The sequence below is a fragment of the Rhodococcus sp. NPDC004095 genome (genome assembly GCF_053604015.1).
The window spans coordinates 292,291-311,559 of record NZ_JBSGGS010000009.1 but is presented as its reverse complement, the minus strand read 5'-3'; the positions used below and the strand labels follow the sequence as shown (position 1 = coordinate 311,559).

At 68.8% G+C, this 19,269-nt stretch carries 20 protein-coding genes and 1 riboswitch; of the genes, 13 read left to right on the top strand and 7 right to left on the bottom strand.

Features of this window, described 5'->3' with window-relative positions; all coding sequences use genetic code 11:
- The 3 genes from ACWEPG_RS19470 to ACWEPG_RS19460 form a co-directional block, all read left to right on the top strand.
- A partial coding sequence (locus ACWEPG_RS19470) for a glycerate kinase (protein WP_452595048.1) occupies positions 1–462 on the top strand: 462 nt, incomplete at its 5' end.
- A gap of 61 nt (positions 463–523) precedes the next feature.
- On the top strand, positions 524–907 hold the full coding sequence (locus tag ACWEPG_RS19465; RefSeq protein WP_450112850.1) for a HesB/IscA family protein: 384 nt from the start codon (positions 524–526) through the stop codon (positions 905–907).
- A gap of 155 nt (positions 908–1,062) precedes the next feature.
- Positions 1,063–2,028, top strand: a complete 966-nt coding sequence (locus tag ACWEPG_RS19460) for a carbohydrate kinase family protein (protein ID WP_450117251.1) — start codon at positions 1,063–1,065, stop codon at positions 2,026–2,028.
- A gap of 89 nt (positions 2,029–2,117) precedes the next feature.
- Here ACWEPG_RS19460 and asnB read toward each other — a convergent pair whose 3' ends face one another.
- Positions 2,118–4,043, bottom strand: coding sequence for an asparagine synthase (glutamine-hydrolyzing) (asnB, locus tag ACWEPG_RS19455; protein WP_452595047.1), 1,926 nt, complete (start codon positions 4,041–4,043; stop codon positions 2,118–2,120).
- A 215-nt stretch (positions 4,044–4,258) separates the two neighbouring features.
- On the opposite strand from asnB, the gene ctaC reads away from it, so the two are divergent.
- From ctaC to ACWEPG_RS19435, 4 genes are all read left to right on the top strand, one after another.
- On the top strand, positions 4,259–5,329 hold the full coding sequence (gene ctaC, locus ACWEPG_RS19450) for an aa3-type cytochrome oxidase subunit II (RefSeq protein ID WP_450117253.1): 1,071 nt from the start codon (positions 4,259–4,261) through the stop codon (positions 5,327–5,329).
- 72 nt (positions 5,330–5,401) lie between these two features.
- Positions 5,402–5,818, top strand: coding sequence for a cytochrome c oxidase subunit 4 (locus ACWEPG_RS19445; protein ID WP_450117254.1), 417 nt, complete (start codon positions 5,402–5,404; stop codon positions 5,816–5,818).
- A gap of 156 nt (positions 5,819–5,974) precedes the next feature.
- Positions 5,975–6,595 carry a DUF1109 domain-containing protein gene (locus tag ACWEPG_RS19440; protein WP_450116073.1) on the top strand — a complete coding sequence of 207 codons (621 nt, stop codon included), beginning with the start codon at positions 5,975–5,977 and terminating at the stop codon, positions 6,593–6,595.
- Between the two features lie 221 nt (positions 6,596–6,816).
- Positions 6,817–7,035, top strand: coding sequence for a sigma factor-like helix-turn-helix DNA-binding protein (locus tag ACWEPG_RS19435; protein ID WP_452595046.1), 219 nt, complete (start codon positions 6,817–6,819; stop codon positions 7,033–7,035).
- Positions 7,036–7,134: 99 nt separating this feature from the next.
- Here the strand turns inward: ACWEPG_RS19435 and qcrB are convergent, their stop codons facing one another.
- The 4 genes from qcrB to ctaE form a co-directional block, all read right to left on the bottom strand.
- A complete protein-coding gene (gene qcrB, locus ACWEPG_RS19430) occupies positions 7,135–8,802 on the bottom strand; it encodes a cytochrome bc1 complex cytochrome b subunit (protein ID WP_450135016.1) in 1,668 nt (555 codons plus the stop codon).
- Positions 8,799–9,935: a cytochrome bc1 complex Rieske iron-sulfur subunit gene (qcrA, locus tag ACWEPG_RS19425; RefSeq protein WP_450116076.1), complete on the bottom strand. Its 1,137-nt coding sequence runs from the start codon at positions 9,933–9,935 to the stop codon at positions 8,799–8,801. Before qcrA ends, qcrB begins: the two co-directional genes overlap by 4 nt.
- The gene (gene qcrC, locus ACWEPG_RS19420; RefSeq protein ID WP_450116077.1) at positions 9,932–10,783 is read right to left on the bottom strand and encodes a cytochrome bc1 complex diheme cytochrome c subunit; all 852 of its coding nucleotides are present in this window, start codon (positions 10,781–10,783) and stop codon (positions 9,932–9,934) included. The genes qcrA and qcrC overlap by 4 nt, the downstream gene beginning before the upstream one ends.
- 63 nt (positions 10,784–10,846) lie before the next feature.
- Positions 10,847–11,458 (bottom strand): aa3-type cytochrome oxidase subunit III, encoded by a 612-nt coding sequence (gene ctaE / locus ACWEPG_RS19415; RefSeq protein WP_450116078.1) that lies wholly within the window; start codon positions 11,456–11,458, stop codon positions 10,847–10,849.
- 126 nt (positions 11,459–11,584) lie between these two features.
- Between ctaE and ACWEPG_RS19410 the strand changes: the two genes are divergently transcribed.
- Both ACWEPG_RS19410 and trpD read left to right on the top strand, forming a co-directional pair.
- Positions 11,585–12,034 (top strand): hypothetical protein, encoded by a 450-nt coding sequence (locus ACWEPG_RS19410; protein ID WP_450116079.1) that lies wholly within the window; start codon positions 11,585–11,587, stop codon positions 12,032–12,034.
- Between the two features lie 107 nt (positions 12,035–12,141).
- On the top strand, positions 12,142–13,200 hold the full coding sequence (trpD, locus tag ACWEPG_RS19405; RefSeq protein WP_452595045.1) for an anthranilate phosphoribosyltransferase: 1,059 nt from the start codon (positions 12,142–12,144) through the stop codon (positions 13,198–13,200).
- 75 nt (positions 13,201–13,275) lie between these two features.
- Here trpD and ACWEPG_RS19400 read toward each other — a convergent pair whose 3' ends face one another.
- Positions 13,276–13,551, bottom strand: coding sequence for an Lrp/AsnC family transcriptional regulator (locus ACWEPG_RS19400; RefSeq protein ID WP_450116081.1), 276 nt, complete (start codon positions 13,549–13,551; stop codon positions 13,276–13,278).
- A gap of 35 nt (positions 13,552–13,586) precedes the next feature.
- Entirely contained in the window at positions 13,587–15,299 is a 1,713-nt protein-coding gene (locus ACWEPG_RS19395) for a DEDD exonuclease domain-containing protein (RefSeq protein ID WP_452595044.1), read from the bottom strand.
- 133 nt (positions 15,300–15,432) lie between these two features.
- Here ACWEPG_RS19395 and ACWEPG_RS19390 point away from each other — a divergent pair, with 133 nt between their 5' ends.
- From ACWEPG_RS19390 to ACWEPG_RS19375, 4 genes are all read left to right on the top strand, one after another.
- Positions 15,433–15,702 (top strand): hypothetical protein, encoded by a 270-nt coding sequence (locus tag ACWEPG_RS19390; protein WP_452595043.1) that lies wholly within the window; start codon positions 15,433–15,435, stop codon positions 15,700–15,702.
- 128 nt (positions 15,703–15,830) lie between these two features.
- Positions 15,831–15,995, top strand: a riboswitch (cyclic di-AMP (ydaO/yuaA leader).
- Between the two features lie 12 nt (positions 15,996–16,007).
- Complete coding sequence (locus tag ACWEPG_RS19385) at positions 16,008–16,574, top strand: NlpC/P60 family protein (protein WP_450116084.1); 567 nt, start codon at positions 16,008–16,010, stop codon at positions 16,572–16,574.
- A gap of 222 nt (positions 16,575–16,796) precedes the next feature.
- Complete coding sequence (locus ACWEPG_RS19380; protein ID WP_450116085.1) at positions 16,797–17,840, top strand: NlpC/P60 family protein; 1,044 nt, start codon at positions 16,797–16,799, stop codon at positions 17,838–17,840.
- A gap of 74 nt (positions 17,841–17,914) precedes the next feature.
- Entirely contained in the window at positions 17,915–19,219 is a 1,305-nt protein-coding gene (locus ACWEPG_RS19375; RefSeq protein WP_450116125.1) for a hypothetical protein, read from the top strand.
- The last annotated feature ends 50 nt before the right edge of the window (positions 19,220–19,269 follow it).

Below are 19,269 nucleotides of genomic sequence, written 5' to 3'. Positions count from 1 at the left end.
ACGGTTCCGGTCATCGCACCCGATGCGGGTGCCGGGCGTGCGGTGACGGGCGTTGTCGACCGGTGGCGTGAGGAGCTGGCGGGTCGTCGTCTGGGCTCCGGCGCCGAGGTCGTCGCGGACGTCACCGACCAGCGCGCGCTGCTCGAGGTCGCCGACCTGGTGATCACCGGTGAGGGACGCTTCGACCACCAGTCGCTCGGTGGGAAGGTCGCGGTCGCGCTCGCGCGGGCCGCGCGGGACCGCGGCATCCCGGTGCTGGTCCTGGCCGGGCAGGTGGCTGTCGACGGCGCCGATTCCGACCTCGGCGCACTCGGCCTGGCCGGTGTCCACTCGGTGTCCGAGCACGCCGGGTCCGTGCGGTTGGCCATGACGGATGCCGCCGCGCAGCTCGCGAGCCTGGCGCGCAGCGTGGCCTGCGGGTGGGACGAGCGCCCGGCAAGTCGAGGCCAGCGGCGGGAATAGTGCCCCGCGGAGTACGGTTGAAGCGTTCACGGGTTTTGGTACGAGCGAACAGGGAGAGCCCATGACAGTGCAGAACGAGAGCGCAGTGCAGTCCGAGAGCGCCGTGCAGGACGAGGCTGCGCACAAGGTCGTGATGAGCGACGCCGCGGCCGCGAAGGCCAAGGCACTGCTCGACCAGGAGGGTCGCGACGACCTGGCCCTGCGCATCGCCGTCCAGCCCGGTGGCTGCGCCGGACTGCGCTACCAGCTGTTCTTCGACGACCGCAGCCTCGACGGCGACCTCGTCGTCGACTTCGGCGGCGTCAACCTCGCCGTCGACCGGATGAGCGCACCGTACGTCGAGGGCGCCACCATCGACTTCGTCGACACCATCGAGAAGCAGGGCTTCACGATCGACAACCCGAACGCCACGGGCTCCTGCGCCTGCGGCGATTCGTTCAACTGATCGTCCGCACCGACCCCTCCGGCGCGGCACCCACACGGGTGCCGCGCCGGGGGTGTGTTCAGGGTCCGGGCCGCGCCGGAGGCGCCCGACGCGCGACGCAGCCGGGTACCGTGATGGCTTTGCTCCGTGCACAGTCGAACTGAAAGGTCTCACGCGTGACAATCGCGGTCACCGGTTCCATCGCCACCGATCACCTGATGCGTTTTCCCGGGCGCTTCGCCGACCAGCTGATCGCCGACCAACTCCAGCACATCTCGCTGAGCTTCCTCGTCGACGACCTGGTGGTCCGTCGCGGTGGCGTCGGCGGCAACATCGCCTTCGCGATGGGTGTTCTCGGCGGCTCGCCGCTGCTGGTCGGTGCGGTGGGCGCCGACTTCACCGAGTACCGCGGTTGGCTCGAGCAGCACGGCGTCGACTGCGCCGCGGTCCGGGTGTCGCAGATCGCGCACACCGCCCGGTTCGTGTGCACCACCGACGAGGACATGGCTCAGATCGCATCCTTCTACCCGGGCGCGATGAGTGAGGCCCGCGACATCTCCCTCGCCGACCTGCCCGCAGGCGTCGATCTGGTGCTCGTCGGCGCGAACGATCCCGCCGCGATGGCCCGCCACACCGAGCAGTGCCGCGAACTGGGGCTGCCGTTCGCCGCGGACCCGTCGCAGCAGCTGGCGCGGCTGTCCGGCGCCGAGGCGCGGGAGCTGATCGGCGGCGCGAAGTACCTGTTCACCAACGAGTACGAGTGGGCGCTGCTGCTGCAGAAGACCGAGCTGACCGAGCGGGAGATCGCCGACCAGATCGGGTTGCGGGTCACGACCCTCGGTGCGAAGGGCGTCGAGATCGTCGACCGGGAGGGGAACTTCGTCCGCGTCGGGGTCGTGCCGGAGAAGGCGAAGGTGGATCCGACCGGCGTCGGCGACGCGTTCCGCGCCGGCTTCCTGACCGGTCAGAGCGAGGGTCTGAGCATCGAGCGGTCCGCCCAGCTGGGTTCGCTGGTCGCGGTCCTCGTGCTCGAGACCGTCGGCACGCAGGAGTGGACCCTGGACCGGGACGAGGCCGTCAAGCGTCTCGCCGACGCCTACGGGAACACCGCGGCCGAGGAGATCGGTGCGCTGCTGAAGTAGGTCGCCGGTGCGGCGACCCGGCGTCCGCACGAACCCGAAAAGGCCCCGCCCGAAACCCGGGCGGGGCCTTTTCGGTCGGTGTGCGGTGCCTAGACGTGGACCGGGTACACCGGCTCCTGGATCTGCGGCACGATGCGCTTCTCCACGAAGATGCCGTGCCAGACCATGAAGCACAGCACCGTCCACAGGCGGCGGCTGTGGTCCGAGACGCCGTCCCGGTGCTCGTTCAGCATCGACGCGACCGCGGCCTTGTCGAAGATGTGGTCGGTCTGCGAGTCGGCGATCTGCTGGTGGGCCCAGTCGAACAGCTCGGTGCCGCGCAGCCAGTGCCGCAGCGGAACCGGGAATCCCAGCTTCGCGCGGTGCAGCACGTGGGGCGGGACGATGCCCTCGAGCGCCTGGCGCAGCGCGTACTTCGTCGTCTGCTTGGTGATCTTCTGGTCCAGCGGCACCTGCGAGGCGACCTTGAAGACCTCGGTGTCGAGGAACGGCACCCGCAGTTCGAGCGAGTTCGCCATCGTCATCTTGTCGGCCTTGACGAGGATGTCGCCGCGCAGCCAGGTGAACAGGTCCAGGTGCTGCATCCGGGCCACCGGATCCCAGCCCGCCGACTGCGCGTAGATCGGTGCGGTGACGTCCTGGTGTGTCCACTCGGGTCGGAAGTCACGCAGGACGGCCCGCAGCTGCGCGTCGTTGAAGCTGCGCGCGTTGCCGTAGTAGCGCTCCTCGAGGGTCATCGAACCCCGGTTGAGCAGGCTCTTGCCCCGGGTGCCGTCGGGGATCCTCTCCGACAGCTTGCCGGCGGCCCGGCGCAGCGGCTTCGGTAGGTACTCGAAAGGCTTGAGCGACAACGGTTCCCGGTAGATGGTGTAGCCGCCGAACAGTTCGTCGGCGCCCTCTCCGGACAGCACCACCTTGACGTGCTTGCGCGCCTCCTTGGCGATGAACCACAGCGGTACCAGGGCCGGGTCGGCGACCGGATCGTCGAGGTACCAGATGATCTCGGGGATCGCCGCCGCGAACTCGGCGGGGGAGACGACCTTGGTCACGTGCCGGGCGCCGATCGCCGCCGCCGACTCGGCGGCGACGTCGATCTCGGAGTAGCCCTCACGCTCGAATCCGGTGGTGAAGGTGATCAGCTTCGGGTTGTGGCGCATCGCCAACGCGGCGATCGCGGTCGAGTCGATGCCGCCGGACAGGAAGGACCCGACCGTCACGTCCGCCCGCATGTGCTTGGCGACCGAGTCCTCGAGCGCCTCCGCGATCTCCCGGTAGCGCGACTGCTCCGAGCCCGGCGTGAACGGCCGGACCGGGAACTGCGGGGTGAAGTAACGGGTGATCCGGGGCTGCTCGCCGGGCCGGATCCAGGCGTACGACCCGGACTCGAGCCGCCGGATCCGCGCGTGCAGCGTCTCCGGCTCCGGGACGTACTGCAGCACGGTGTAGTGCTCGGTCGCCCGCGGGTCGAGGTCGGTGTCGATGCCGATCACGTCGGCCAGTTCGAGCAGGCTCTTCTTCTCGCTGCCGAACGCGGTGCCGCCGGCGCCGGTCGCCAGGAACAGCGGCTTGATGCCGAACGGGTCGCGGGCGACGAACAGCTCCCGCGTCTCGGTGTCCCAGATCGCGAACGCGAACATGCCGCGCAGCCGGCGCACGGCATCCGCACCCCAGAAGTGGAACGCCGCGACGATGGCTTCGCTGTCTCCCTCGGTCCGGAACGTGGCCTGGTGGTCGCGGGCGAGTTCCTCGCGCAGTTCCAGGTAGTTGTAGATCTCGCCGTTGAAGGTCAGCGCATAGCGGGTCGGATTGTCCTCGGGACCCCAGCGCAGCGGCTGATGGGAGTGTTCGATGTCGATGATCGACAGCCGGTTGAAGCCGAACACGAGGTCGTCGTCGTGCCAGGTTCCGTGCTCATCGGGCCCACGGTGTCGCAGGCAGTGCATCGCGGAGTCGACCCGTGAGACGGCGGCGTCGGTGGTTCCGTCGGAGGTCAGTAGCCCGAGCAGTCCACACACAGCGTCCAGTACCTCAATTCGCTTCGGGGGGAACTCCACACCCGCGTGAACAGGCGTGGAGGGGATTGCAGATTGATTCTGCCGAGTATGCCGCAGACTCGCCGAACCGCCGGGTGTGACCCGAGGGTGGATAGGCGGCGGCTTTGGTCTACGCTGCGTAGTATTCGGGTGTCCCGCTGGGCTGCCCCTATCAATTTTGCGGCGATCAGGAAGGCGTGAACGTGGCGCAGAGTCGGATCCTTCGGCGAGCGGGGCTAGCGGTCTCATTGGGACTGGCCGCCATGCTGCTGTCGGGATGTTCGATCGACAATTCGGTGCTTCGCTTCGGATGGCCGTCGGGCATCACTCCGCAGGCAGAGCGAATGCGCGAACTGTGGACCTGGTCGGTCATCGCGGCCCTGTTCATGGGCGTGATCGTGTGGGGCCTGACGTTCTGGACGGTCATCTTCCACCGGAAGAAGAAGGACTCCCCGGAGTTCCCGCGCCAGACGGCGTACAACGTCCCGCTGGAGTTGCTGTACACGGCGGTGCCGTTCGTCATCATCGCGGTGCTCTTCTACTTCACCGTGGTCGTGCAGAACTACGTCACCGAGAAGAAGGACAACCCGAACGTTGTCGTCGACGTGACCGCCTACCAGTGGAACTGGAAGTTCGGTTACCGCAGCATCGACCTCGGTGACGGCACTGCCAAGTACGACGGCGTCGACAAGGAGGCCCAGGCGGCCGCCGAGGCCCCGCGCGAAGAGCAGGTCATCCACGGGCACGAGGTCCCGGGTCCGCTGGCCGGCAAGAGCGAGCACGACCTGTCGTACCTGCGTTACGACACCATCGAGACCGTCGGGTCCAGCAACGAGATCCCGATCCTGGTGCTGCCGACCGGCAAGCGGATCCAGTTCGATCTCGCCGCCGCCGACGTCATCCACTCGTTCTGGGTTCCGGAGTTCCTGTTCAAGCGGGACGTCATGCCGAACCCGGAGGAGAACCACTCCGACAACGTCTTCCAGATCAGCGAGATCCAGAAGGAAGGCGCGTTCGTCGGCCGTTGCGCCGAGATGTGCGGCACCTACCACGCGATGATGAACTTCGAGGTCCGCGCCGTGAGCCCGGAGAAGTTCGCCAAGTACATCGAGCTGCGCAAGCCGGTGAACGAGGGTGGCCAGGCGCTGTCCACCGCAGAGGCGCTCGCGGAGATCGGTGAGTCGCCGGTCGCGACCTCCACCACCCCGTTCAACACGGAGCGCACCTACCGCCAGGCCACCGAGGTCCTCGAGGGCGAGTACCAGTAAGCCTGCTTCGGCACCCAAGAACATGCGGGGCCTGACGGCCTCCGACGACCTCGCGACAAAGGACGAGCTGATATGAAGATCGAAGCCAAGCTCTTCGAGATGTTGACGGTGTTTTTCGTCTTCATCGCAATCGTGTATGGCATCTTCACCGCCATGTCGAGGACCGGTGTCGAGTGGGCTGGCACCACCGCGCTCGTCCTCACCGCCGGACTGAGCCTGATCATCGGCACCTACTTCCGGTTCGTGGCCCGTCGCCTCGACACCCGCCCGGAGGACTACGAGGAGGCCGAGATCTCGGACGGCGCCGGCGATCTGGGCTTCTTCAGCCCGGGCAGCTTCTGGCCGATCCTGCTCGCCGGTGGAGCCGCTTTCACTGCCGTGTCGCTGGCCTTCTTCCAGCCGTGGCTGATCGTGGTCGGTGCCGTGCTGGTCATCGCGTCCGCTGCCGGCCTGGTGTTCGAGTACCACATCGGGCCTGAGAAGCACTGACCGGAGTTTTCGCGCGGAGGGCGCCACACCCGAACGGGTGTGGCGCCCTCCGCGTTTCGGTGTCTCTGTCATACTCTGGCGAAACGTTCACGAACCGGGCATGTCGGGCGGGATGTCCCGTCCGATGCGCATGTCCGTAGGCGATGGGGGAGCGCCATGACACGGACGCCGTCCGTGCGGCCGGGTGCGGACGCGGACGAGGACGCTCGGCCTGCGAAACCACCCGGCCCGATCGTCCTGGCCGTCACGGTGGTCGCGGTCGCCGTACTAGTGTTCCTGTTCGCGGACTGGTGGCCCGGTACCCGGAACCTCACCGTCGCGGACCGCTTGTTCTTCGGTGGTGTCACGGTCCTGGTACTGCTCGTGACGGGCCTGGTGTGGGCGATCAAGACCCTCTACCTCGTCGGTCGGGATCACAGGTGGTCGTGGTGGATCGCCGCCGCTCCTGCGGTGGTCGCCGTCGGCGCCGTGATCGCGTGGTTGCTGCCGGTGGCCGACTTCGACTCGGCCCGAGCACGGTTCGACGCCTACGTGGCCGCGATGCCCGACGACCCGGACTTCACCGCCGAGGACGTCCGCCTCGGCGGTGTCGAGATCTCCCGGGTGTTCCGGGACCGCGACGGTGCGGTCTACTTCGTCGACGACGACGGCACCTTCCTCTCGGTGTCGTCGGGGTGGGTGTACTCGCCCGCGGGTGCGCCGGCGGGCTACGACGACTTCACGGCCACCGACCTCGGGGGCGGCTGGTACAGCTACACCGCCGTGTGGCGGGACTGACCCACCTGAGGTCGGCGGGTGGCGGTGTGGGGGAGCGGTGGAAAGGATGGCGGCAAGAATCGCGAAGACGCCGGCACGCCGGCGGCGCGTGCACGCGGGCGTTTCGTGCCCGCGGCTGACTCTCGAACGCTCCGGCCCTACCCGGGACGGGCCTCGTTGTCCCAGTGGTGCGGGACATCGGTCCCTTCCGGTCGGGACGTAGTGTTCGACATCATCGTCTGGTGACGACAAGCGGACCGGCCCGCACGATGATCGCCGAGCGCCAGCGTGGGGTGTTGCACCTTCGCCTGATCCGAGGACTTTCGGTTCAGCGCACGGCGGAGATCCTCGGGAGCAGTCCGACCGCGGTGCTCCTTACCCAGCACGAGGCGCTCAACGCGCTGCGCAGGCAACTGGTGACGCCGGGAGCTCCGGACGCGGGCGGGCCGCCACATCCGTGATGCGCCGCGGCCGAGGAGACACCGTGCGACGCAGAAATGGGGAAGGCCCCGAACCCGGAATGGGTTCGGGGCCTTCCCCGTTGACTGCGCTGACCGGAATCAGTGCTTGGCGTCGTCCTCGGAGGAGGGGAGGCCGTGCACCTTGTCCTGGTACGCCTTGAGGATCGCGAGCTGCTCGTGCTCCTTCTCGTGATCCGCGGCGACGAGCGCCGTGGCCTCGTCGGCCGGGTCGGCGAACAGCAGGCTTCCGGAGCCGGGCTTGCCGGCGGCACCGAGCTTGTTCATCTTCTTCGGGATCGCCGCGCCCTGGTACTCCAGCGGGATCGGGTGTCCGTGATCGTCCACCGGGCCGAGCGGCTGGTGAACTTCGACGTACTCGCCGTGCGGCAGGCGCTTGATGACGCCGGTCTCGATGCCGTGCTCGAGCACCGCGCGGTCGCTGCGCTGCAGACCCAGGCAGAACCGGTAGGTGACGAAGTAGGCGATCGGGGGCAGCAGCACCATGCCGATACGGCCGATCCACGTCATCGCGTTCAGGGAGATGTCGAACTTGAACGCGATGATGTCGTTGATGCACATGATCGTGAGGATCGCGTAGAAGGTGACGGCCATGACACCGATACCGGTGCGGACCGGCACGTCACGCGGACGCTGCAGCAGGTTGTGGTGCGCATCGTCCTTGGTGAACTTCTTCTCGATCCACGGGTAGGCGATCAGCACCGCGAACACCAGGCCCATGATCACCGCGACGGCGAACACCGCGGGAACCGTGTAGCGGCCGAACGGGTAGATCTCCCACGCCGGCCACAGTCGGGCCAGGCCGTCCGTCCACATCATGTAGATGTCGGGCTGGCTGCCTGCGGACACCTGCGACGGGTTGTACGGGCCGATGTTCCAGATCGGGTTGATCTGCAGGACGCCACCCATGAGGGCGAGGATGCCGAAGGTGAACGCGAAGAACGCGCCACCCTTGAGGGCGAACACCGGGAGGATGCGGACGCCGACGACGTTGGTCTCGGTGCGGCCGGTGCCGGGGAACTGCGTGTGCTTCTGGTACCAGACCAGCGCGAGGTGCGCGCCGATCAGGGCCAGGATGATGCCCGGCACCAGGAGGACGTGCGCGACGTACAGGCGCGGGATGATCAGCGTGCCCGGGAAGTCGCCGTCGAAGATCAGGAACTGCAGCCAGCTGCCCACGATCGGGACCGACAGAGTGATGCCGGACAGGGCGGCGCGGAGGCCGGTGCCGGACAGCAGGTCGTCGGGGAGGGAGTAGCCGAAGAAGCCCTCGAACATCGCCAGGATGAGCAGCAGGCAGCCGATCACCCAGTTCGCCTCACGCGGGCGACGGAACGCGCCGGTGAAGAAGATGCGCAGCAGGTGGATGATGATCGACGCCGCGAACATCAGTGCTGCCCAGTGGTGGATCTGCCGGACGAACAGGCCGCCGCGGACCTCGAACGAGATGTCCAGGGTGGTTGCGTAGGCTCGCGACATCTCGACACCGCGCAGCGGCTGGTAGGCGCCGTTGTAGACGACCTCTGCCATCGACGGGTCGAAGAACAGGGTGAGGTACACACCCGAGATCAGAAGAATGATGAAGCTGTACAGCGCGATCTCGCCGAGCATGAAGGACCAGTGCGTCGGGAAGACCTTGTTGATCTGCTTGCGCATGCCGGCCGCGAGGTGGTACCGCGAGTCCAGGTTCTCGCCCGCCTTCGCGGCGTGCGCTGCGGCCTTCGACGGGCCGCCAGTGATGGTTGTCATGAACGACGCTCCCAAAATCCGGGGCCGAGGGCCTCGACGAAGTCACCGTTGGCGACGAGGAAGCCCTCTTCGTTGACTGTAATCGGCAACTGGGGGAGGGCGCGAGCGGCGGGACCGAAGATCGGCTTACCGAAGTGCAGGGCGTCGAACTGCGACTGGTGGCACGGGCACAGGATCCGGTTGGTCTGCTGCTCGTACAGCGAGGTCGGGCAGCCCAGGTGGGTGCACAGCTTCGAGTAGGCCCAGTAGTCGCCGAAGTTGAAGCTCTCCTGGCCCTTGCGGCGGACGGCGCGGTCGCTGTCCTCGGTGCGCAGGCGGAGCAGCATGACCGGGTTGTCGGCACGCTTGAGGGCGTGCGCGAGCGCCTTCTCGTCACCACGCTCCGACTCGCGGAACGGGAACACCGTCTCCATCGCGCCGGCGTCCATGTCCTCAGGGCGGACCAGGACGATGTCACCGGGACGGCCGGTGTTGCGGCGCAGGTAGATCGTCTCGCCGGGGAACTGCGGGGTCCAGCCCGAGGTCCACAGGTCGGACTTGTCGCCCTTGGCCCACGGGTTCTTGATCAGGCCACCGAGCGGCATGATCGCCATGATGCCGAGCGCGCCGGCACCGAAGCCGAGGCTGCGCTTGATCATCTTGCGGCGACCGATGGTCGAGGTCTCCAGCGAGTCGCCGAGCTCGGCGACGATCGTCTTGCGGTCGACCTCCTGCGAGCCGCCGTCGTGGCGGTCCTGGATCGAGACCTCTTCCGGAACGAACTTCTTGGTGAACAGCACCGCACCGACACCGAGACCGAGGATGGCCAGACCCATGGTCAGGCCGATCAGCGGGGTGTACAGGCTGTACATGCCGTAGCCCTCTTCGCCCATGCCCTTGTACTCCCAGGGCCAGAAGAGGTAGATCGCGATGAACGCGATCGCGGAGATACCGGCGAGCGCGAACCAGTAGGCGACGGCGCGCTCGGCGCGCTTCTCCGCCTTGGTGCCCTCGACCGGCCAGCGCTCACGACGGAACGCGACATCGACCCCGTCGAGGTTGGTGCCCAGCGTGACGAGTTCGTCGCGACTCATCGCGTCGAGCTCCTCCTGGGTGTAGTTCTTCGGCGTATCGCCGTGACCGGCGTCGCTCATGACCTTGCTCCGATCCACAGTGCTGCGCCGACAATGGCAACAATTCCGATGGCCCACATGGCCATGCCCTCCGACGCGGGACCGAAGCCGCCGAGGCCGTAGCCGCCGGGGTTCTTGGTCTCACTCGCGGACTTGATGAACGCGATGATGTCGCGCTTCTCGTCCGGGCTCAGCTGGCGATCGGAGAACTTGGGCATGTTCTGCGGGCCGGTAACCATCGCCTGGTAGATCTGCTGCTCGTTCGCCGGGTCGAGCGTGGGCGCGAACTTGCCGGACGACAGTGCGCCGCCGCGGCCGGTGAAGTTGTGGCACGAGGCGCAGTTCAGGCGGAACAGCTCGCTGCCGCGGGCGACGTCGTTGCCGCGCAGCGAGGTGGTCGCGATTTCGCCGTTCTCGTCCCGCACGACGGTCGGTCCGCCGCCGTTGGCCTGGATGTACGCACCGAGGGCGTCGGTCTGGGCGGCGTCGAACTTCGGCGCCTTGCGCTCCGCCTGGGCCTCGTTGCGGGCCGCGGGCATACGGCCGGAGGAGACCTGGAAGTACACGGCGGCCTCACCGACACCGATCAGGCTGGGACCACGGTCCTGCACACCCTGCAGGTTGGCTCCGTGGCAGGTGACACACGAGGTGTCGTACAACTGCTTGCCCTCGCGGATCAGCGCCGACTGGTCGTCGGACGCGGTCGCGACCTGCGGAGTCGGGGTGAGCGCCGCGGCGAGGAAGCCGGCGCCGACGAGTCCCATCATCAGGATCAGGGCGCCGGTGACACGGCGACGGAACTTGCGCTGACGACGGGCTGTCGTGGCAGTCGCGCTGTCGGCGGCTGCTGAAGGGGGGGATGAACTCATCTGTATCCCTTTGGTCTCGCGGGACGGACTGAACGGACTTGGGCTGGGTACTGCGTTCAGCTTCTAACGGATGAAATAGATGGTGGCGAACAGGCCGATCCACACGATGTCGACGAAGTGCCAGTAGTACGAGACAACGATTGCGGCAGTTGCCTGCGCGGGGGTGAACTTGCTGACCTTGGTTCGCACGATCAGGAAGACGAAGGCGACGAGACCGCCGATGACGTGCAGGCCGTGGAAGCCGGTCGTCATGTAGAAGACCGATCCGTAGGCGCTGCTCGACAGGGTCGTGCCGTGCTCCACCAGATGGATGTACTCGTACGCCTGGCCGAGCACGAAGAAGGTGCCCATCGCCAGGGTGAGGATGTACCACCGGCGCAGGCCGAAGACGTCGCCTCGTTCGGCGGCGAAAACGCCCATCTGGCAGGTGAACGACGACGCCACGAGCACCGCGGTGACCGGCACGGCGAGTGCCAGGTTCAACTCCGTGGGCTCCGGCGGCCAGTTGCCGTTCGCCTGCGCGCGCGCGACGAAATACATCGCGAACAAACCAGCGAAGAACATCAACTCGCTGGACAGCCAGACAATGGTGCCGACGCTGACCATGTTCGGCCGGTTCAGCGAGTGCACGCGCTGGGTGATTGCGGATCCTTGGGTCCCTACTGCGCTCGTCACAGAAGGAAGTATGACGCGTTGTCGTACGCGAGGACCACCCGGGTCCGACATGGGCGCGTCGTGGGCGGTTTCCAGTATGCCCGAGCCCGCGATTGTGCAGGTCGAGGCTCGTGGGAGGGTGGGTTCATGACTCGGGCACGTTGGTGGCACACCCTTTTCGGACGACGACGAACCGCACCGCTCGACCGTGACCGAACCGACCTCGTGGTGGTCGCGTCGAGCTTCGACGACGCCGAGGCGTGCAGCACCGCGCTCGACCGCGGGGCCGCGACGGCGCCGGCGTGGGCGGCGGAGGAGGAGGTGGTTCTGCGACACCACCTGAGGCTGCCGGCCGAGGGTGTCCAGCGGGCCGCGGAGCTGGCGGCCCAGGACGGCTACACCGTCTCGCAGACGCCCCCGCACCCACCGGAGGTGTCGACCGACGATGCACTCGTGTCCGTCACTCTCGTGCGCACCCAGGTCCTCGACGCGCTGCACTGCGCCCAGGAGAAGTCGCGGATGGCGGGACTGGCGCAGAGGGCGGGAGGCACGGCCGTGGGGTGGGACGCCCTTCAGCCTTCCGGTGGCACCGACTGACATCCGGTCGCAGGGCCCGTCGGGAAGCTGCGGAACCGCCACGGGTACGGAACCGTGCACTGACTAAGCTTCATCCGGATCACAGCGACGACGAAGAGGCGGTTGGAATGGGGACGTGGCCCGAGGTGCTCGGCGCTCTGACGGACGGACGGGATCTGGACGCGGCCACCGCCTCGTGGGCGATGAGCGAGATCATGTCGGACAACGCCACCTCCGCCCAGATCGCCGCGTTCGGTGTCGCTCTGAAGATGAAGGGGACGACCCCGTCCGAGGTGACCGGGATCGCCGACGCAATGCTCGCGCACGCGCGCACCCTCGACCTCGACATCGGCGACTCCGCCGCAGGCAACACCGACGCGGTCGACATCGTCGGCACCGGCGGCGACCGGCAGCACACCGTCAACATCTCGACGATGGCGTCGGTGGTGGTCGCGGCGGCAGGTGTGCGGGTGGTCAAGCACGGCAACCGGGCCGCGTCGTCCAAGAGCGGCGGCGCCGATGTCCTCGAGGCGCTCGGGGTGCGGATCAACCTGGACCCGGGCGCGGTCGCGCAGTGCGTGCGGGAGGTCGGGATCGGGTTCTGCTTCGCCCCGACGTTCCATCCCGCGTTCCGGTTCACGTCCGGGCCGCGCAAGGAGATCGGTATCCCGACCGTGTTCAACGTGCTCGGACCGCTGACCAACCCGGCCCGGCCCCGGGCGGGGCTGATCGGGTGCGCGTTCGCGGACCTGCAGCCGGTGATCGCCGACGTGCTCGCCGGTCGGGGCGTGTCCGCGCTGGTGGTTCGAGGCGACGACGGACTCGACGAGATCACCACGTCGACCACCAGCACCGTCTTCGTCGTCGACGGCGGGACGGTCCGCGAGGACCGGATCGATCCCACCGAACTCGGGGTGGAGCGGGTGCCCCTCGACGCCCTGCGCGGCGGGGACGCCGAGGCGAACGCGGTGATCGCGCGGGCGGTGCTCGCCGGTGAGCGCGGCGCCGTGCACGACGCCGTGGTGCTCAACGCCGGCGGCGCGATCGCCGCCTACTCCGGACTGGGCGGCGAGCTGAACGACGCACTGCGTGCCGGCATGCAGCGCGCGGTCGACGTCATCGACAACGGAGCCGCCGCGGCGCTGCTTGACCGCTGGGTCGCGGTGAGCGCGCGCCTGGCCGGCTGAGGCCGCCCACGACATAGCGGGAGGGATGACGGGGACCCTCGTCCGGCCGGACCGGGCGAGGGTCCCCGTCGTCGTTCACTCGCCGATGGAGAAGGCGGCTTCGACGTCGGCGCTCGCGTAGGAGCGGAACGCGATGTGAGTCGTGGTGCGCAGCACTCCGGCGACCTTGTTGATCGCGCCGGTGACGACGTCGGCGATCTGCTCGTGGTCACGGACCTTGACGATCGCGATCAGATCGACGTCGCCCGCGCACGAGTACACCTCGGAGACGCCGGCGATGTCGGCAACGGCCTGAGCGGTCTCGGGGATCCGGTTCGCCTCGGCATGGATGAGGACGATGGCGTTGATCATCTCGCTCCTTATTACAGGGGGTGGGCCTGATCAGACTAGGACCCAAATGCCGGGGACCCCGCCCCGCGGGCCAGCGCGCACCACTGCTGCCAGGCTCCCGCGCCGCGAGCGGGCTCCCCGTACCCGTGGCTGGTGCGGACGATCCGGATGCCGGGGGAGTCGAGCCAGCTCGCGATCAGCCCGACCTCACCGGCGGTGGCGCCGCGCAGAGGTGACGGTTCGGCCAGCACGGTCTCGGCCGACAGCGCCAGCGCGTCGACGACCGGCATCGGAGGCACCCCGCGCGGAGCCACCCCGGCAGAAGCGAGACGGCCCGCCCTGATTACCGCGAACTCCCACCCGCCGCCGTCGCGGGGCCGCGCCGCGATCAGTTCGTCGACCGCGGCGACCGCGGCCAGCCGCTGACCGCGGCGCAGTGCGATGCCCAGCGTGGCGGTGCGGTCACGCAGCCGGGCTGCGCTCTCGAACAGTTCTGCCGTCGCCAGCTCGCCGATCCGGGTGCGCAGTCGGTGCAGCGGGCCGTCGTCGGTACCGCGAATCAGGGCACGCACGACTTCGACGGCGGCGCCGTACTGCTCCGAATCCTGCGGGGTGTTCCCGGCGGGGCAGCCGCCGACCGCCTCGTCCGGACAGTCCGGGCCGTGGACCTGGTCGCGGCGAATCTTCTTGGTGCAGCTGCGAAGTCGACAGGACTCGGTGATGGTCGCGGCGACCTCGGTCGCGTCGGTGCGACTGGTGAACGGGCCGAGGGCGTCGACGCCGGCGCGGCGGGTGATCGACAGCCGGGGGAACGGTTCGTCGGTCAGGGTGATCCACCACGCGCGCTTGGGGAACTTCGAGCGCCGGTTGTACGGGGGTGCGTGCGCGGCGAGCAGTCGCAGTTCGCGCACCCCGGCCTCGAGTCCGTGTGCACACTCGACGTGGTCCACCCGGGTGGCGAGCGCCACCATCTCCTTCATTCGGGCGCGGGTCTCGGACCCGGTGAAGTAGCCGCGGACCCGACGCTGCAGATTGACCGCCGTGCCGACGTAGAGGACCTCGTCCGACGGGCCGCGGAACAGGTAGACGCCCGGGGTCCGGGGCAGGTGCGCGGCCAGGCCCCGTTTGCCGCGTTGGGCCGCCGAGACGTTGGGCAGGTAGTCGACCAGCTCCGGATAGCTGTGCACCCCGAGATTGCCGACCCGTTCGATCAGGGCGTGCAGAACGTCGACGGTGGCGCGGGCGTCGTCCAGCGCACGGTGCGTGGGCCGGGTGCTGACCTGGAACAGGTCCGCCAGGGCGGACAGCTTCACCGACGGCGCCTCCTCCCTGGACAGCACCCGGCGGGCGAGCTTGACCGTGCACAGCACCTGGAACGGCGGCCAGGCGAGGTCGTGTCGCGACACCGCGGCCCTCAGGAATCCGATGTCGAACGGGGCGTTGTGGGCGACCAGGACGGCGCCGCGGGCGAACTCGAGGAAACTGGGCAGTACCTGTTCGATCCGTGGTGCGTCGACGAGCATCGCCGTGGTGATTCCGGTGAGCTGCGCGATGAAAGGAGGAATGGTGCGGCCCGGGTCGACGAGTGTGCCGAGTTCGCCGATCACCTCGCCGCCCCGGACCTTCACCGCGCCGATCTCGGTGATGGCGTCGTCGCCGGAGTTGCTGCCGGTGGTCTCGAGGTCGACGACGACGAACGTGGTGTCCCGCAGCGGGGTGTCCAGCTCGTCGAACGTCAGCTGGCGTGCGGTGGCGTCGCGGGAACTCACGGGGCACAGGCTAGGCGGGGGTGCCGACAGCCCCGGCCGGCCTGTCCCCACCAACCTGTCGGAGCGACTCGCTAGCTTCCGTCGGAGAGGCCGGATGACACGCCGGTTCGGCGCGAGTGAGACGAGGGTCACAATGATCGTGGATTGCAGCCGGTGTGCGGTTCGGGACATCGCCTGTGGCGACTGTGTGGTGACCGTGCTCCTCGGCTACCCGGCGCCCGAGGACTCGACGCAGACCGCGCGGTCCGGTGTGGTGGCCCGCATGAGTATTGAGCAGGATGAACGAGCGGCGATGGCGGCGCTCGCCGACGCGGGGCTGGTGCCCCGACTGCGCTTGGTGTCCGCCGTCGATCCGGCACAGACCAGTCGGTCGTTATCGCTTCGTGATCCGGGCGTTGCCTGACGGTCGTCCAGTGTCGAAATTGCCCGATTTGACCGGTTGTCGGTCTCGTTCGGGTCGACATTGCCGGGTGCGCTTCGTAATCTCGTTGAGACCTTGCGGAGTCTTGCAGCGCCACACCGGCGCAGCATCGCGAGGTACCGCCTAAACGATGTCCCGCAAGGGAATCGTGCCGGGAACCCACGTTTCCACTGGGGTGAATCCCGTCGGAGCGCACACCGCGTGCCGTCGGGTAGGGCTGATCTTCCCAGCCCGAACCCGTCAGCTAACTCGGTCGGCGGAGGAATGGAAGAAAGGCACCTCCTTTCGTGGCAACACTGAGCTCCAAGGCACGGCGCGTCGCCGTCGCCGGCATCTTCACCGTCGGCGCGATCACGGCCACCGCGGCGCCCGCACTGGCCGAGCCCGTCACGGTCCCCGGCGTCGGCACCTTCGACATCCCGGGCGTTCCGGCGCAGACCATCGAGATCCCCGGCCTCCCGCAGCTCCCGGCGGCGCCCGGCGCCCCGGCCCTCGTTCCCGCTCCGGTCCTCACCGCAGGCCAGAAGGCCGTCGAGGCCGCTGCCAGCAAGATCGGCGCCCCCTACGTCTGGGGTGCAGCCGGACCGGACGCCTTCGACTGCTCAGGCCTCGTGCAGTGGGCCTTCAAGCAGGCCGGTCTGAACCTGCCCCGCACGAGCTACGACCAGGCTGCGGCCGGCACCCCGGTGTCGACCGGCAACCTGCAGCCCGGTGACGTGGTGTCCTTCTACGGCGGCTCGCACTCGGGCATCTACGCCGGCAACGGCGAGGTCATCCACGCCGCCACCTCCGGTACTCCGGTCAAGCGCGCCCCGATCTCCTCGATGCCGATGGACGGCGCACGCCGCTACTGACATCCCGCACGCCGTGGCCGGGGAAGGGCCACGGCGTGCGTGTGGCACTTGCCACTCCGACGGGCTCGTCGATCCAGCACGGATCGCCGGGCCCGTCGCCGTTTGCGCAGGACGGCGCCCGCGCGAGGCAATGTCACGATTTGGCCGGGGTGGACACCGTCGTATGCCGTTCCGTAACCTTGCCGAGACCTTTCCGCGAGTAAGAACAGGAGCACCCGGTTCGTGGCGTCACTGAGGAAGCGATCCACCGCACTCGCAACCGGTGTCCTGTCCGTCGCTCTCGTCGCCGTCGGCATCGGCCCGGCGGCAGCCGATCCCGCCATCGACAACCCGACCGCGGCGCTCGAGCGTCTGTCCGATCTCTCGCGCAAATCCGAGCAGGCCACCGAGGCGATGCACAACGCGCAGATCGACCTCGACTCCAAGCTCTCCGTCCAGCGGGATGCGGAGCTCAGGCACGAGCAGGATCAGCGCCGCCTGGACGAGGCGCGCGCGACGATGGCCCAGTTCCAGCCGGCCGTGGACCGGTTGACGATCGCCAACTACCAGGGCGGACGGGTCAACCGTCTGTTCGCGGTGATGGTCTCCGACTCGCCGCAGCAGTTGCTCGACCAGATGTCCACGCTCAGCGTGCTCTCCACCGACACCGCCGCCCAGGTTCGCAAGTTCAAGGAGGCCGGTGACGAGGCCGTCGCGGCCGAGGAGGCCTCGCGGCGATCCGCCGACGACGCGCGGACGGCGACCGAGCACGCCCGCTCGATCAGCGACGACCTGCAGCGCACCCAGAGCGACCTGCAGGAGCAGATCGGGCAGGTCACCCAGGCGTTTGCGGCCTTGACGAGCGCCGAGAAGGCAACGCTCGCCGGTTCCGCCTTCCCTCCCGGATACGATCCCGCGATCGTGCTCAAGGGCCTGGTCCCGGGTGCCAACTCGAGCGCACTGCAGGCGGCCCTGACCCAGGTCGGCAAGCCCTACGTCTGGGGCGCGACGGGGCCGGACGGCTACGACTGTTCCGGCCTGATGGTGTGGGCCTACAAGCAGATCGGCAAGTCGCTGCCCAGGTCGAGCCAGGCCCAGGCCGCAGGCGGCACCCCGGTTCGCAAGCAGGACCTGCAGCCCGGCGACCTGGTGCTGTACTACTCCGACGCCTCGCACGTGGGCATGTACGCCGGCAACGGCAACATCGTGCACGCGTCCACGTTCGGCGTCCCGGTGAAGGTGGCACCGCTCGACGCCTACCCGTTCTACGGCGCCCGCCGGTACTGACCATCGAACAGGGGGATGCGCCGCGGTCGCCGCGTCGCCGGATCCGGACCTGGGAGGCGCTCGCGTTCTCCGGCCTGCTGATCGTCGTCGCGGGCGCCGCGGGCCTGGTGCTGCACCAGAATTCCGCCGAACCCGGCTCTGGGGCACCGTCCACCGCCGCGGTCAGCCCGTTCGAACAGGCTCGGCGCGCCGGCGTCCAGGACCTGCTCGACCGATGGGCCGGAGCGACTCGCGCCGGCGACGCGTCGGCACTGGCGGAGCTGTTCGACCCCGGAGCGATGCCGGAGTTCCTCGCCGCCGAGGTGCGGCGGATGGGCAACCTGGCGGCGGTGCCACTCGCGGACTGGGGCTACGAGATCGGCGGCGGCCCGGAAACGCCGGTGCCGAGCGACCTGGCCGAACAGTTGCAGGCCACCGACGTCTGGGCTCCGCAGGTCTATCTGCGCTACGCGATCGAGGGTGCGGACCTCGGCCCGACGCGCAAACCGGTCTCGCTGGTGGTGGCGCGGCGCGGGGACACGTGGAAACTGGTCTCCGATCGACCGTTGCCCGAGTACGACCGGCGAACCTGGCGTGGCCCCTGGGATTTCGGTCCGGTGGTGGCCCGGTCGGTGACCACCGGCGGGGCCACCTCCGTGGTGCTCGGTCACCCGTGGCAGCAGGACCGGGTGGACGCGGTCGCGGCCGAACTCGTCACCGCCGTACCCGCCGTCGGTGACGTGTGGGGTACCGACTGGTCGCGGCGGGCGGTCGTGGTCGTCACCGCCGATCAGGACGAGTTCGCCGAGCAGGTCGGCGCCGCGCACAGCGGTTCCGACATCGCCGCGGTTGCGGTCTCCGACGCCGTGACCCCGGACTCGGACGTCGTGACCGGGCAGCGAATCGTCTTCAGCCCCACCGCGGGTGAACGTCTCACCGAGAGCACGCGCCGGTCGGTGCTCCGTCACGAACTCACACACGTCGCCACCCGCGCCGAGACGCGGGACGGATCCCCGATGTGGGTGCTCGAGGGCTTCGCCGACTACGTCGGCCACCGGGTCCCCAACAGTGACACCGGCGGCGGTGTCGACGTCCGCACCGCCGCGCCGACGGTGTCGGCGGCCGTCGCGGTGCACGGACCGCCGGTGAGGCTGCCTTCCGACGCCGACTTCGCCGCCGGGGGCGAACGGGCGCTGGCCGCCTACGAGTCGGCGTGGACGGTCGCGGCATTCGTCGCGGACCGGTTCGGGGAGGACCGGCTGCGGGCGCTGTACCGGGAACTGTCGACCGGGCCTGTCGACGCCACCGTGGTCGACGAACGGATCGGCCGGGTACTCGGGGTGCCCGGGCGGGAGATGGTCGCGCAGTGGGGCTCCTGGCTCACCGAACGGGTGTCCTGACCCCGGCGCCCGGAACCTCGACCCCGGTGCCGGCGATCCGTCGCCGACCC

Bases quoted from the DNA above. Each gene is read 5' to 3' on its own strand.
- ACWEPG_RS19465 (WP_450112850.1), top strand. From the start codon at position 524: ATGACAGTGCAGAACGAGAGCGCAGTGCAGTCCGAGAGCGCCGTGCAG.
- ACWEPG_RS19445 (WP_450117254.1), top strand. From the start codon at position 5,402: ATGAAGATCGAAGCCAAGCTCTTCGAGATGTTGACGGTGTTTTTCGTC.
- ACWEPG_RS19440 (WP_450116073.1), top strand. From the start codon at position 5,975: ATGACACGGACGCCGTCCGTGCGGCCGGGTGCGGACGCGGACGAGGAC.
- qcrB (WP_450135016.1), bottom strand. From the start codon at position 8,802: ATGACAACCATCACTGGCGGCCCGTCGAAGGCCGCAGCGCACGCCGCG.
- qcrA (WP_450116076.1), bottom strand. From the start codon at position 9,935: ATGAGCGACGCCGGTCACGGCGATACGCCGAAGAACTACACCCAGGAG.
- qcrC (WP_450116077.1), bottom strand. From the start codon at position 10,783: ATGAGTTCATCCCCCCCTTCAGCAGCCGCCGACAGCGCGACTGCCACG.
- ACWEPG_RS19410 (WP_450116079.1), top strand. From the start codon at position 11,585: ATGACTCGGGCACGTTGGTGGCACACCCTTTTCGGACGACGACGAACC.
- trpD (WP_452595045.1), top strand. From the start codon at position 12,142: ATGGGGACGTGGCCCGAGGTGCTCGGCGCTCTGACGGACGGACGGGAT.
- ACWEPG_RS19400 (WP_450116081.1), bottom strand. From the start codon at position 13,551: ATGATCAACGCCATCGTCCTCATCCATGCCGAGGCGAACCGGATCCCC.
- ACWEPG_RS19390 (WP_452595043.1), top strand. From the start codon at position 15,433: ATGATCGTGGATTGCAGCCGGTGTGCGGTTCGGGACATCGCCTGTGGC.